Below are 16,233 nucleotides of genomic sequence, written 5' to 3'. Positions count from 1 at the left end.
TTACTGAGCGTAGCCGAAGTGCTGCGCCTCTGCGTGAGCTAAAAAAAATCAAGAATTCCCCAGAAAAGCCTCCAAATCTGCAAGTTCCTGCAAAATCAAATCCTCATCAACCTCCTGCTGAATAGGATCAGCTTCTACAACTCCATTAACCCCCCAACCAAAAACTTGTTCCACCAAATAATCAACCAACCTTGTAATATTGGGAAAATCAAATATCAAAGAAGCAGGTAAAGAAACCTCCAAACCTTTTTCCAAACGATTTTTTAACTCAATAGAAAGCAGAGAATCAATCCCCATTTCTAAAAATCCTTGTTCTGGGTCAGGTATCTGCTTAATTCCCAAAATAGTAGCAACTTGCTTTCCAATATATGCAAACAAATGCTCTTGTTGTTCCCCTGGCGGAACCTCTTCTAAAAAACGTCGTGATGAGCTTGACTGTTTGATAGATTTAACTGGTATTTGGGTTTGTCCCAATTTTTCTAATAGAGGCTTATTGCTGTGAAATTGATAAACATTTTTGAACCGCACCCAATCGACATCAGCTAATAAAACCTGCGTTTTTCCCGATGACATAATTGCAGTCATAGCTCGGAAAGCTTTATTTAAATCAATTTCTCGCATACCAATTTGTTTGAGCCAATCTTCATACTCTTGAGAAACTATGCCATTTCCAGCTAATAAAGCCCAATTTAAAGTGGTAGCTGGTAATCCTTGAATATGACGTAAATTAGCTAAAGTATCCATAAAATGACTAGCCGCATCGTATAAACCTTGCTCCTTGGCTCCCCAAATTGCACCTGCGGAAGAGAAAAACACAAAGTAGTCTAATTGAGCCTCTAAAGATAACTGATGCAAATTCCAAGAACCCCGAACTTTGGCTTGAAAAACCTCTTCAATATCAGCTAATGTACATTCGCTCAATCTTGCTTTACGTCCTGACACTCCAGCTAGATGGAAAACACCCCGTAGCGGATAGGATATTTTTTGGATACTTGCAAAAATGCCAGACATCTGCTGAAAATCTCCTACATCTCCTTGACAAACTTCTACAGATGCGCCCTTATTTTCTAAAGTAATGAGATTTTGAATAATTTCGGAAAATTCTACTTGTGACCCCCACTCAGTTCGTGGCGGGAATCGACGACGTGTAGTCAAAATCAGATTTTTTGCACCCAAGTCAACCAAATGGTGAGCAAGCTGCAATCCTAGATGACCAATACCTCCTGTAATCAAATAGGTCGCCTGAGCTTGGATAGTAACTGGTTTTGCCGGTAAAGATTCCTGTGGAACCAAACGCGCCACATAAGCTTGATTATTGCGGAAAAGAAGATGATCCTCTCCAACAGAGTTTGTTAATGCTGGAAGTAAAGCCGCAAGATTTTGAGCAATATCGGCGTGGGGGTCAAGGTCAATCATTCCCCCCCATAATTCAGGTTCTTCCAAGGCCATCACACGTCCCAACGCCCAAAGGGGAGCCTGATTAACAAAAGATGGCTGATTTAGTCCAAATGGTTGACCGCCTTCGGTAACGAGGAATAATTTGGGAGGATTTGGTATTTTTTTTATCGCCTGGAGAAGATTTAGAAAATAGCTACAGCGATTAAATAAAATTGACTCAGATTGCTCGTTGGGATCGCCAATAAGATAAATTATCCCATGCAAAGATGTGTCTAGCTCAATGCCATGTTCTGGATTAGCGATCGCACAAGAGCTATGATGCTTTATGAGTTGCTCTTGAATTGCTAAAGCCAGATTTTGTTCAGTATCTGTAACAATTAGCCAATCTCCCGAAATATTATTCTCTGTATTTTGGGCAACAATGATACTTTGCTGAAATAATGGACTACCGATTTCTTCGTCAGGAGAAACAAATTCAGCTTGAGCAAAACCAGATTCTAAGAGGATACATTTCCAAGTAGATGCCTCAATTATGGGATGAGATGGACGCAAGTTGCGTAGCTTGCCGCCGTAGGCATCGCTAAATCGCCACCAACCTTGAGCCACACCAAATATCAAATCAATCCACCGCGACTGATGAGTCAGTTCTAAGAGTAATAAATGTCCTCTAGGACGTAGCAAACCTCGAATATGGGGTAAAGTTTCTCTTTGCAAATCCCGCGTAGAATGTAATACGTTTGCCGCAATAATCAAATCATAATAATTGGGTGAAAAACCTTGAAGTTCCGGGTCTTTTTCTATATCCAGAACCTTGTATTCTATGAAAGGAAACTGAGCAAAAGTATCTTTGGCAGTCTCAAGAAAGAATGGAGAGATATCACTAAATGTGTAGGAAATCTGGTGAGAAGTACAAGCTTGGAGCAGTTGATGGGTAGTTCCTCCAGTTCCAGCGCCAATTTCTAGAATGCGGATTGGTTCTGATTGAGAATAGCTTGATAATAAAAGCTCAACTGTTTTAGAAATCCCAAGATTGAGAACTTTCGCCCAAGATGTATCTTTATAAAACTGTGCGGCTCCAATTTGCCTATCTTGGGGGAATAAGATTGATAAAGGAGAAAATTTCCCTGTAAGTATGGCGGCTAAATTGGCAGCTACTCGACTAAATAATGTCAGTTCTATATGTGCATTTGGGTACTGAGCAATTAAATTATCTACTGCTAAATCAGGGTGACATTGTTGCGGTTCACTAATGATTTTCCAGTCATCCCCATGTTTTTCTATAATCCCTGTTTCTCCCAATATCTTCAAGCAATGATTCCATAGCAATCTCTGCTCCTCTTTAATCCCCACCTGACGAAAACTGTTTTCTGGAGAGAGGATAGTATTGATTTCAAATAATCCCAAATCTTTTAATGCTTTAACAATAAACTCTGCACTGAGTTCTTCCATCTCCCTAAAAGCTAGAGAAACTCCTGTAATTTGTGCAAATTTTATAATTTCTCCCAAATAAGATTTTAAATCAGTCTGAATTTTTTCTAAATTCTGAAATTTTGTGGTTGATAAAGCATAAGGTAACCATTCCAACTGATAAAGTAAATTATCAAAATTAGAATTTTCAGTGTCTTGATGATGTAGCTTAATTAACTGTTGAACAATCGCCGACAAAGTTTGCTTTTCCCCTTCAGAATAATTCCCAGTTTCTAATAGAGTCTGCATCAAGCTGTTTGTATCTTTTTGAGATAGCATCTTGACAACAGCAGATTCCTGCGAAGAAGTTTGAGTTTTTAAAGGAATCCAATGTCGGCGTTGTTGAAAAGGATAAGTTGGTAAAGGACATCTTTTGGGTTGATAATCTTGCTCAAAACTAAACCAATCTATATCTGCACCACGAACATAAAGCTTACCAACACTTTCTAATAAAACCTCCCAGTCAGAAAATCCTAAACGGAGACTTGGTAATATCAAAGAGTTAGATATGGATGACTGGACAATTCCTAATAAAACAGGTTTTGGGCCAATTTCGATAAAACTATCACACCCTAAAGATTGCAGAGACAAAACTCCTTGGTGAAATTGCACAGTGTGCAACAAATGCTGAATCCAATACTCAGGAGTAGCAATGCTGTCATCAGCAACTTCTCCCGTCAGGTTAGAGATGATGGGAATTTGGGGTTTAAGGAAGTTAATTTCTTGTAAAGTATTTTTAAATTCTTCGCATACAGGTTCTATTAATGGTGAGTGAAAAGCATGAGAAACATTTAATTTACGAACTTTAACTCCTTCGTTAGCAAAGTGTTGGCAAAGGTTTTGAATGATTATTTTATCTCCGGAAATTACTGTATGCTGCTCTGCATTGATAGCTGCGATGGCTACGCCCGCCGCAGGCATCGCTATTTTTACTCCTTTACTTTGGCAAACTTGACGAATAGAATTTTCATCCGTGAAGATAGCCGCCATCGTTCCATGTTCTGCTGGTAATTCACCAATCAAGTTGGCGCGTTTTGTAACGAGTTTTAAACCACTCTCAATATCAAAAATTCCCGCAAAACAAGCAGCAGCATATTCACCCAAACTATGTCCCAAAACTGCAGTAGGTTTAATTCCCCAAGAACGCCACAATTGAGCTAATGCTACTTCAACAACAAATAAAGCTGGTTGCGTATAAGATGTATGATTTAAAGCTGCATCTGATTCAGCAAATATGACTTGCAGTAAAGATTTACTAGTTAGTTCTTGGTATATCGTTTCACATCGATCTAAAGTTTGCCGAAAAATTGGCTGGGTTTGATAAACTTGTTCAGCCATTCCCAGATATTGAGAACCCTGCCCCGTAAATAAAAAGGCAATTTTGGGAGGCTTCTTTTCATCAGCTTGAGCGTGAATTACTGATTCTACATCTTGTTGGACAAAACCACGCAATTTGGTGACAAAATCACTAGTTTGTGAGCCAGTCACCGCCAAACGATTTGAGAATTTCACTCGGCTAGTATTTGCTGTGAATACTACATTACAGATATCGCTTTCGGGATGATTTTCAAGAAATTCTGCATAGTTTTTTGCTAAATCTATCAAAGCCTGTTCTGTTTTGGCGGAAAGTGTGAGTAAATGATGGGGACGCTCAATCTGATTTTGCTGGGGAATAATGGCGGGAGCTTCTTCTAATATGACATGGACATTCACACCACCAATTCCTAAAGAGTTAACCCCTGCTCGTCGAGGTAATTCTTGGCCATCTCGTTGCTTTGTAGTCCAAGGTATAGCTTTGCTATTAACATAAAAAGGAGTCTTAGAAAAATCAATTTGGGGGTTGGGAGTATTGAAATGTAGAGTTGGGGGAATAATTTGATGTTTAAGAGCCAGAGCAGCTTTGATTAAACCCACAATACCAGAAGCAATTTGTATATGGCCGATATTTGTCTTCACAGACCCCAAAGCACACTGTCCCTGTTCAGCAGCACTATATGCTCTCGCCAGTGCATCAACTTCGATTGGGTCTCCGAGTCTAGTACCTGTACCATGAGCTTCGACGAAGCCGATAGTATCAGCTTCAACCCCTGCAAAGGCTAGTGCTTCGGCTGCTACTGAAGTTTGACCTTCTCCTCCAGGTGCGGCGAATCCCAATTTTGTACCGCCATCGTTATTGAGAGCAGATCCTTTAATGACTGCATAGATATGATCGTTATCTGCTAAAGCATCTTTCAGTCTTTTGAGCAGAACAACCCCGATACCACTGCCAAAAATAGTACCATTTGCTTGGGCATCAAAGGCTCGACAATGCCCATCTGGAGAAATAATCGAACCTTCTTGATATAAATAACCAATCTTTTGAGGAGAGTTCACAGAAGCAGCACCAGCCAAAGCCATGTCACTATCTCCACTCAACAGACTTTGACAAGCGAGATGCACAACTGCTAAACCGGTGGAACAAGCTGTTTGGACATTGACACTAGGGCCGCGCAGATTTAGTTTATAAGAAATCCGCATCGTCAAATAGTCTTTATCATTAGCCACCATCGTTTGGAACCCTCCCATCGAATCTAATGTGAAGGGTTGCAGTTCGTCAGTGGTATCTAATTGACCGCGATTTGGATAACAATTATTGATAAAATAAGTGTTCATGCTTGCCCCAGCAAACATCGCGATCGCACCCTGGTATAAGTTAGGATTGTAACCAGCGTCTTCTAAACATTCCCAGCTAGATTGCAGCAGTAAACGTTGCTGAGGGTCAAGCAATTCTGCTTCACGGTCTGTGTAGCCAAAAAAGTCGCTATCAAAATACTCTGCTTTGTCAATAGTCGGTCTGGCTTTGACATAGTTAGGCTGATTGAACAGTTCAGGAGAAACCCCCGATTCTAATAATTCTTCTTCAGAAAAGAAGGATATTGTTTCGACTCCGTTTTTGAGATTTTCCCAGAAAGTTTGCAGATTATTAGCTCCAGGAAATCGCCCAGCCATGCCAATAATGGCAATATCATGAGTGTCATGATTGCGACGCAAACGATTTTCGGCACGCTGACGACTTTTTTCTTCTGTAGCTTTTGTTGAATTTGATTCTTCAGTTAAGAAATTGGCTAATGTAGCAACCGTAGAATTTTTAAACATCTCAGCTAAAGGTAGCTGGCGGTCAAAAAGCTTTTCTAGCAGGTTTTGGACACGAATTAGGTGGAGAGAATGACCTCCCAATTCAAAAAAGTTATCGTGTAAACCCACTGAGGAAAGTTGCAATACTTCAGACCAAACTGCTGCGATTTGGCGTTCATTTTCCGATTGTGGTAAGCTTTGGGTTTTATTTCTCTCTTTAACTAAATATTCATTAATTTCTTGGATACGAGTTGTAAATAATCCCTGCTCAAAGTCTTTTTTTAATTTAGCTTTCTGAACTTTACCAATAGATGTTTTTGGAACTAACTCAGCCTCTAAGGGTATGACATAAGCAGGCGCAATTCCTGCTTTTTGTGTTAAATGGCTGCGGATTTGCCTGACTAATTTTACTGAATGCTCTAGATTATTTAACTCTGGGCTAAAAGTAATAACTAATAAATCTGTTTCTTTATTTCGATCGAAAACTGCAAAGGCAGCTGTATATGTAATGGCTATACCATCCAATTCTTCTATCGTTGTTTCAATTTCATGAGCAAAATAGTTAATACCGTTAATAATAATTTCTTGTTTTTCCCTACCAGTAATAACTAACTCACCATTGTGCAGATAACCTAAATCCCCAGTAGTAAACCAACCTCCATCTGGAAAAACTTCTTGATTGAGTTCGGAATTATTATAATATCCTTCAGTCACAGAAGGACCTTTAATCTGAAGTCGTCCAATCTCGCCTTCTGGCAAAACATTTTTCTCTTCGTCAATAATCCGAATAGTAGCTCCAGGAATAGGTTGTCCTAGAGATACAAAACTATTTTCTTCTATCAGTTCATCTTTGCTTAAACCTGCTGACCAAGTAATTCCAGAACAGGATTCAGTCATACCGAATGCTGGTTTAATTACTCTATCTTGCAATTTATGTTTTTCCAGAAGTTCTAAGAACAAGCGAATAGTTTTGACCGAAACTTGTTCTCCTGCATTTACTAAAAATTTTATTGAAGAAAGGTCGTAGCAAGACTCGTTAAGTTCTTGGGCGTACTGATTAATTAAGGAGAATGCAAAGTTGGGTGCCCAAGAAATAGTAGCTTGATGCTTTTGAATTAGGTTTAACCATTTGAGTGGTTGACGTAGAATCAATTCAATTGGTACATGGATTTGATGACAAGCCAAATCCACAGCCATAATTCCTAAAAATACTATTGCCCCCACATGATCTAAGGGCATCCAATTCAGCGTAACTTCTTGTTGTGTAAAATTATTCATCCGCACTGTACCAGCGGACATGGATAAAAGGTTGCGATGATTCAACATCACACCTTTTGGTAGTCCTGTACTACCAGAAGTAAATAGTAACAACGCCGGAGCTAGTGGTGCAAGATGAGGTAATTCATGAGCCGAATGTTGGTTTGATGGAGATTGATTACTCCGTAAATCATCTATCGATACTACTTGCAACCCTTCTAAATTAGATTGAGTAGTTAGTTTTTCTATTTCGCTGGTTAATTCACAATCGGATAATATAATAGGTTTATCTAAAATCTGCCAGACATTCTCAAGTTTTTTAACTGCGGCATTTTTTATATCGTAATTCGGAGCAATACTCAGAGGTGCAGGAATAATTCCGCCTAAAAAACAAGCCCAGAGTGCAGGAATAAAATCTTGACTTCTACCAATTTGCAATATAGCTTTATCGCCTAATTTTAGCCCGTACTCATAAAGTCCATCTAAAATAGTAAGAGCGTCGTTATATAAATCTTTATAAGTCTGAAAATATTCTGTTTCGTCATCCCTGATGTATGTGATTCCTTGATTTTCATACTTGGTAGCATTGCTCAATACTTCTGAAAGAGTACGCCAGTTATCTTCTAATTGCCCACCAAAACTGATTGAAGTTTTCAACATTCCTTCTCGATCGGGTTTCTGGTGCGATTGTTCATTTAAACGAGTTTCAATGAGCTTGTTGATTTGAGGTATCTGCATAAAATTTACTTTGAGAAGTGGAGTAATTCCTTGAGTAAATAATTTAGTCTACTACTTTAAATTATGTGTCTTTATTTTTACATTACAGAATTAGCCATTTGATATAAAATTTTTGTAACTTATACCATTAACTTTTTTATAGATTTTTATACGTAGAGTGACTTGTTATTTTTTTTACTTAAGCAATACTGCTCTTACAATAATCTGGGATTTTTCTGATGTTTAAGTTTAAATATAATCTCACTACTAAGCTAAATATGCAATACCAATTAATTATTTTTACTTAACTGTCTTAACTGTCTTAACTGTCTTAACTGTCTTAACTGTCTTAACTGTCTTAACTGTCTTAACTGTCTTAACATCTGCTGAGGTATATTTTTGTATCGATCGCAATTATCGTAGTTAAAACTTCTGTTGTGTTAGACTTACTTTGAGTTGAAGAATGTAAAAAATAAAAAAACACACTTACACTGTATATCTAGAGCCATCGCTAGCAATTTAATTAACATGGAGTGTTAAAAGTTTATTATTTAAGCATGGTCTTAATCTTCTGAAAGTTATCACTGAGGCTTTACAAGGCAATGTCTCTGTTTTTCTTTATTTGATGACTACATAGCTAGACAGTTATATTTATGTAAGCCTAAGCATATAGAGCAGGTAAAAATTTACGATTGCTCCCTACTCAAAAAAAATTTACAAGTAAGTTAACTGCATATAATTCTATTTATATAAGCATTCTGGCTGTCAATTGAATCCCAGCACGAGAAATAGATGAAATTTTATCCGTATGACTTATTGTTTCCAAAACGCTTATGGTGTAAATTTAATTTTTATGGTTCTAGTACTTAACCACTAGTCATCCAAACACAGCAAATAACGAGCTATTTAACTAAATAATTAGGATATTTTAGCCGAGAAAACAGATAGTTAAATCTATTTTTGCGAGCGCTATAATCTCTATTGCAAATAAATTAATTTCCCTGGACAGTGAGAATCAATTTTTAAAATCAAGCGAGTAGGGTTAAATTAAATTTAATATTTTAACTTTACAAAATTTTGGTCGCAATTAAAAGTAAGAATTTTTTGTAATATACTCAACACAAGTTACGGAGAAGTTTATGGGAATGATGGAAGCACATCTTTTTTCAATAGATTACCAAATCCGACAACTGCGAAAAATCTCACCAGTAACGCCTTTATTTAATGGTAAAAGTCAGAACAAAATAGAAGATAAAGACACAAAGGCTGCTTATATTATATCTGTAGATTTACGCGACAAAATATATAAATTAACTACTAATTCTCCTGTAAACAAGCTGGCTGTATATATATCAGCTATTAAAATTTTAATATTTAAATATACTGCTCAAGAAGAGTTTGTTGTGGCAACGGGAGCTTTGAACGCAGACAAGTCCGATAGCTTTATATTCTCCCGATTTTGCATACAACAGTTTATTTCATTTAAGGACTTACTCAAAATAACTCGCAGTAATCTGCAAGAAGGATACCGCCACCAAAGCTATGATGTAGACTCCCTTGTAGAAACTTTTATTGCTAGAGGTGGAAATCCAGCAGCAATTTTTGATATTGCTCTGATCCAAGAGGGATTGTGCAGCCGCAGTTCTTTGTTAAACAACTTTCAATTAGTTTTTGAAATTGATGCTCAAGATACTTCTGTTACTATAACTTTTCCCAAAGATGGTTTTCATGCAGATTTTGTCCTGAGAATGCCAGGGCATTTTCGGCAAATCTTGGAAACTGTAACGGCTAATCCTGATTGTAAATTGTCAGAAATTGACATACTAACACCAGATGAACGTCACGAATTACTGACAAAATGGCATAACCCAGAAATTCAATATCTTCAAGACAAATGTATCCATCAGCTATTTGAAGAGCAAGTAGAGCAAAATCCCGATGCTGTAGCTATAGTATTTGAAAATCAGCAATTGACCTATCAACAGTTGAATGAACAAGCTAATCAGCTAGCTCATTATTTGCTAACAAAAGGTGTAACATCAGAAGTGTTAGTAGGCATTTGCGTCGAGCGTTCCCTAGAGATGATAGTAGGAATCTTGGGAATTCTCAAAGCGGGGGGAGCTTATGTACCTTTAGATCCGAGCTATCCCCAAGAACGTTTGGCATTTGTGATCCAAGATGCTGCTGTGCCAGTTTTATTAACGCAAAGCCAACTTGTAGACAAATTGCCAAAAAGCCAAACATTGATAATTTGCTTAGATACGGATTGGCCAGAAATTGCTAGCGAAAGTCATAAAAACCTTAACTGCTCTGTAAAACTGCACAATCTGGCTTATGTAATCTACACTTCTGGTTCTACTGGTAAACCAAAAGGTGTATTAGTCACACACAGTAATGTAGTTCGATTGTTTGCCGCGACAAAAGAGTGGTATCAATTTAACGCGCAAGATGTATTTACCCTATTCCACTCCTATGCTTTTGATTTTTCCGTGTGGGAAATCTGGGGCGCTTTATTTTATGGTAGTCGGTTGGTAGTAGTTCCCTACAATGTCAGTCGCTCACCCGATGCTTTTTATGATCTTTTGTGTTCAGAAGGTGTGACTGTTCTGAATCAAACACCGAGAGCCTTTTGCCAATTGATTCAAGCAGAAGAGTCTAAAGGAGTTAATCACGATCTCAAGCTGCGTTTGATTATTTTCGGTGGCGAAGCATTAGAATTCCATACCTTAAAACCTTGGTTTGATCGACATGGAGACAGTGTACCCAAATTGGTCAATATGTACGGGATCACGGAAACAACGGTTCACGTCACCTATCGACCCATAACAATAGCAGATTTGCAAAGTTCTGCTAGTCTGATCGGTTGTGTCATTCCTGACTTACAAGTTTATGTGCTGGATCAGTATCTCCACCCTGTAGCTTTTGGGGTTGTAGGTGAAATGTATGTTGCTGGTGCAGGTGTAGCGCAAAGTTATCTCAACCGTCCCGAACTAACTAAAGAAAAATTTATTCCTAACCCATTTAGCAACGATGCCAAATCGCGTTTGTACAAAACAGGCGATTTAGTTCGCTATTTGCCATCAGGAGATATGGAATATCTGGGGCGCATTGATCATCAGGTAAAAATTCGTGGTTTTCGGATTGAAACTGGCGAAATTGAGTCAGCGATCGCTACTCATCCATCTGTCAAAGAAACAGTAGTGATTGTGCGGGAAGATAAACCTGGAGAAAAACGCCTAGTTGCTTATATTGTCGTCTTAGAAAAACTTTCAAATACAGAATTGTACTTGTTTTTGAAACAGGCATTGCCTGAATACATGGTGCCTTCGGCTTTTGTGATTTTGCCAGCCTTACCATTAACCTCCAACGGCAAGATAGACCGTCAATCTCTGCCAATACCGGCTCAAGCTAGACCAGAATTGGCAGCTAGTTTTATAGCTCCTCGGACTGAAGAAGAAGAACTATTATCTAATATTTGGTCTCAGGTTCTCAATGTTGAATTGGTCGGGATTTATGACAATTTTTTTGAGTTAGGAGGAGATTCTATCTTAGGAATTCAAGTTCTCTCCAAAGCAAAGCAACTTAGTCTAAATTTTTCCCTTCAACAACTTTTCCAATATCAGACAATCTCTGAACTAGCTCAAGTTATTCGTTGTGAAAACCGTGATTTATCTACACCAAAGGGAGAACCTTTTAGTCTAATTTCTCCGGAACAAAGGCTTTATTTATCTGAGGATGTAGAAGACGCATATCCACTGACAAAGCTCCAAGGCGGAATGGTTTTTCATAGTGAATATAACGTTGATACAGCAGTTTATCACGATATCTTTAGCTACCATCTGCAATCGCCCCTTGATTTGAATATCTTACAGTCAGCGATCGCAGATTTAATCAGCCGTCATCCGATATTACGCACAAGCTTTGCCATAGCTGAATTTCAGCAGCCATTACAACTAATTCATCACACAGTCAAGATTGCTTTGCCCTTAGACGATCTCACTCACCTAACAACGGTTGAACAAGAAGCAATTATAGAAACTTGGATTGAACAGGAGAAAAAACGGTATTTTGATTGGAGCATTCCTCCTCTAGTCCGCTTTCATATTCATCGTCGTACTTCTGAGACATTTAATTTTACTTTGAGCTTTCACCACGCTATTTTAGATGGGTGGAGCGTAGCCTCTTTAATCTCAGAATTATTCCAACATTACTTATTGCTTCTCGGTCTAAAAGTACCTTCTATCAAACTAGCACCTTCCCTAACTTTTCGAGATTTTGTTGCCCTAGAACAAGAAATCATCGAATTGCCAGAGGCTCAAAAGTACTGGAAACAAAAACTAGAAGAAAAAAGTATTACTAAACTTCCTCGTTGGTCTGAATCCTACCTTTCTAGTAAGCCAGGGCAAATAGTTCAGCAGGAAGTTACCATATCCCCTGAAGTTTCATCAGGTTTAAAACATCTGGCAAAAAAAGCTGGAGTTCCGATCAAAAGTGTTCTGTTAGCCGCTCATCTAAGAGTATTGAGCTTGCTAACTAACCAAACAGATATTCTCACAGGATTGGTATCTAATGGCAGACCAGAAGCAGAAGATGGAGAACGAATATTAGGATTATTTCTTAACACCCTACCCTTTCGTTTGCAGTTATCTGGAGGCACTTGGATTGATTTATTGCAACAGACTTTTAAAAATGAGCGGGAATCTCTGCCCTTCCGACGCTATCCTCTAGCAGAATTGCAGAGTAATTTAAATACTAGACAATCATTATTCGAGACTTTATTCAACTTTGTTAATTTCCATGTCTACCAAAGCCTCTCAGAAATTAAAGAAATAAAAGCATTGGGTGGCAAGTTTTTTGAGCAAACCAACTTTACCTTTACAGTTAACTTTAGTCTAAACCTCATTTCTTCCGAAGTAGAGCTTACCCTGAAATATGACCCTAGCCAGTTATGTGAAAAACAGATAAAAATGATTGGTGGATACTATTGTGAAGCTCTCACAGCAATGGCTAAACAACCGTCAGAACGATATGAAAACCATTGTTTACTCTCAGAAGTAGAACAACATCAGTTGTTAGTGGAATGGAATTACAAAAAAATTACCTATCCTCAAGATAAATATATTCATCAATTATTTGAAGCACAAGTAGAACGTACCCCTGATGCCGTAGCATTGATATTTGAAGATCAACAGTTAACTTATAGACAATTAAATGAACGAGCCAATCAGTTAGCTCACTACTTGCAAAAAAAAGGAGTAAAACCGGAAGTATTAGTCAGCATTTGCTTAGAGCGTTCTCTTGAAATGGTAGTAGGGCTGTTAGGCATTCTCAAAGCGGGTGGAGCGTATGTACCATTAGACCCCAAATATCCTAGAGAACGCCTGAGTTATATACTTCAAGATGCACAGGTATCTGTGTTGCTAACTCAGCAGTTGCTCGTCGAATCTTTACCAGAGCATTCAGCACAAGTTGTGCGTTTGGATGCAGACTGGCAAAAGATTGCCCAACAGAGTCCAGAGAATAGCACAAATGAGGTGAGAGGGGAGAATTTAGCTTACGTCATTTATACCTCTGGCTCAACAGGCAAACCCAAAGGCGTAGCCATTGAACATCACAGTAGTGTAGCTCTGCTGTGTTGGGCAAAAGAAGTTTTTACTAGTGAGCAACTGGCTGGTGTTTTAGCTTCAACTTCTATCTGTTTTGATCTGTCAGTCTTCGAGCTATTTATGCCCTTGGCTTGGGGGGGTAAGGTAATTATTGCCGAGAACGCGTTAGATTTATCTAGTTTAAAAGCTGCTGAAGAGGTGACATTAATTAATACCGTACCGAGTGCGATCGCACAACTTCTAGAAATCAATGGTATACCTAATTCCGTGCGGACAATTAACCTCGCGGGTGAACCTTTATCAAATCAATTGGTACAGCGGCTTTACCAGCAAGAAAATATTTTCCAAGTATATAATCTCTACGGTCCATCGGAAGATACAACCTACTCTACATTTAGTTTGGTGGAGAAGGGGACAATTAAGCAACCGAGTATTGGTCGCCCAATTACTAATACCCAAATCTACATTCTCAACCAATATCTCCAACCTGTGCCCATCGGTACTATCGGGGAGTTATACATTGGTGGAGAAGGGTTAGCTCGTGGCTACCTCAACCAACCCGAATTAACAGCCCAGAAATTCATTTCTCATCCATTTAGTAATGGCAAATTGTATAAAACAGGTGATTTAGCTCGTTATTTACCTGATGGCGATATTGAATTTATCGGTCGGATCGATAACCAAGTTAAAATTCGTGGCTTCCGCATTGAATTAGGAGAAATCGAAGCAGTTCTAGCTACCTATTCCCAAGTCAAACAAGTAGTGGTTATCGCTAGAGAAGATATTCCTGGTAATAAACGGCTGGTAGCTTATCTAGTTACACAAAATCAATCTACAAATATTAGTGATTTGCGCCGTTTCTTATCTCAGCAATTGCCAGATTACATGATTCCTTCAACCTTTACGTTGTTAGAAGTTCTGCCATTAACTCCCAACGGTAAGGTAGATCGCAAAATGTTACCTGCACCAGAAGCAGAATTGACACGAGAACAAGAGTTTGTCCCGCCACAAACGCCTATTGAGCAGATTTTAGCGACTATTTGGCAAGATGTCTTGGGACTTAAACAAGTGAGTAGTCACGATAAATTCTTTGAAATCGGTGGTGACTCCATCCTCAGTATTCAAGTAGTCGCCCGCGCTCGTAAAGCAGGAATCAAAATTACCCCAAGACAGATATTTCAATATCCCACCCTTACGGAACTAGCTGCTGTAGCTGATATTGCCGTATTGGTATTGGCTCAACAGGATTTAGTTACAGGAGTTGTGCCGCTCACTCCAATTCAACATTGGTTCTTTGAGCAAAATCGGTCTGAACTGCACCATTTCAACCAGTCAACATTGCTTCAAGTTCCCTCTCACTTAAAACCGGAGTTATTATCCCAAGCTATTAGCAAATTACTTGAGCATCACGATGCTTTGCGTTTGCGGTTCATCTTTAAGGAAGGTAAATGGCAGCAAACAAGCGATCGCATTTCTGATATAGTACCTTTCCAAGTCATCGACTTATCCCAAGCTCCTCAGTCGCTACACGCACAAACCTTAGAGCAAATAGCAACTACCCAACAGGCTAGCCTGCATTTGTCAACAGGGCCGTTAATTAGAGTGGTGCTGTTTCAATTAGGCGATAACCATGATAGTCGATTACTCATCATCATCCATCACCTAGCTGTCGATGGAGTTTCCTGGCGAATTTTACTAGAAGATTTGTTCACAGCTTACCGGCAGCTAGAACAACAAGAAACTATCCAATTGCCACCTAAGACCTTGGCTTTTAAAGATTGGGCTATTCTTTTACAAGAATATGGAAAAACTGAGGTGGTGCGATCGCAATTAGATTATTGGTTAAAGCAGCCTTGGTTTAAAGTAAATTCTTTGCCAGTAGATTATCCAACAGGAAAACAAAACAATTCAGTAGCTAGTACTGCTGATATATCTGTTAATCTCAGTGAAAACCAAACTCGCGCCCTATTACAAAAAGTTCCCTCTGCCTACAATACTCAAATAAACGATGTGCTGCTGACAGCCTTGGTGCAAACTTTGGCACAATGGACAGGAAATTCTACAGTATTACTTGACCTAGAAGGACATGGACGGGAAGATTTGTTTGCAGATGCGGATGTATCTAGAACAGTAGGCTGGTTTACTAGCATATTCCCCGTACTATTGCAACTACAAAATCAAAATTATCCAGGAGAAGCTCTCAAGTCAATTAAAGAACAGTTGCGAACCATTCCCCAACGAGGCATTGGCTATGGAATTTTACGTTATCTAAGTAAAAATCAAGAAATCCGTTCTCAAATAGCAGCACTGCCTTTGAGGGAAATCAGTTTTAACTACTTAGGTCAATTCGATCAAGGACAAGGACTCAAAGTTGATTGGAAATTGGCTGCTGAGTCTAAAGGATCTAATCACAGTCTCAAAGGCGATCGCAGTCATCTATTAGATATTACTGCCAGAGTTGTCGAAGGGCAGTTGCAAGTTAACTGGAACTACAGCCGTCATGTCCATCAGAGTTCCACAGTGGAATCACTAGCTCAGAAGTATCTCGAAGCTTTGCTAAAACTGATTGACCATTGTTTGTCTCCTGAAGTTGGGGGATACACTCCCTCTGATTTTCCGGTGGCGAACTTAAATCAACAGGAACTAGACGAAATTCTGGCAGAAATTGACTAAG

At 38.8% G+C, this 16,233-nt stretch carries 2 protein-coding genes; one reads left to right on the top strand and one right to left on the bottom strand.

The features are described from left to right. Positions 1-48 precede the first annotated feature (48 nt). Positions 49-7,974: a type I polyketide synthase gene (locus CDG77_RS10270; protein WP_094329289.1), complete on the bottom strand. Its 7,926-nt coding sequence runs from the start codon at positions 7,972-7,974 to the stop codon at positions 49-51. 1,118 nt (positions 7,975-9,092) lie between these two features. Between CDG77_RS10270 and CDG77_RS10265 the strand changes: the two genes are divergently transcribed. Next, a complete protein-coding gene (locus CDG77_RS10265) occupies positions 9,093-16,232 on the top strand; it encodes a non-ribosomal peptide synthetase (protein ID WP_223269764.1) in 7,140 nt (2,379 codons plus the stop codon). Position 16,233: the final 1 nt, after the last annotated feature.

It is taken from the genome of Nostoc sp. 'Peltigera membranacea cyanobiont' 213, from assembly GCF_002245975.1.
In the GTDB taxonomy this organism is placed as follows: Bacteria; Cyanobacteriota; Cyanobacteriia; order Cyanobacteriales; family Nostocaceae; genus Nostoc.
This window is presented reverse-complemented; position numbering and strand designations above follow the sequence as displayed.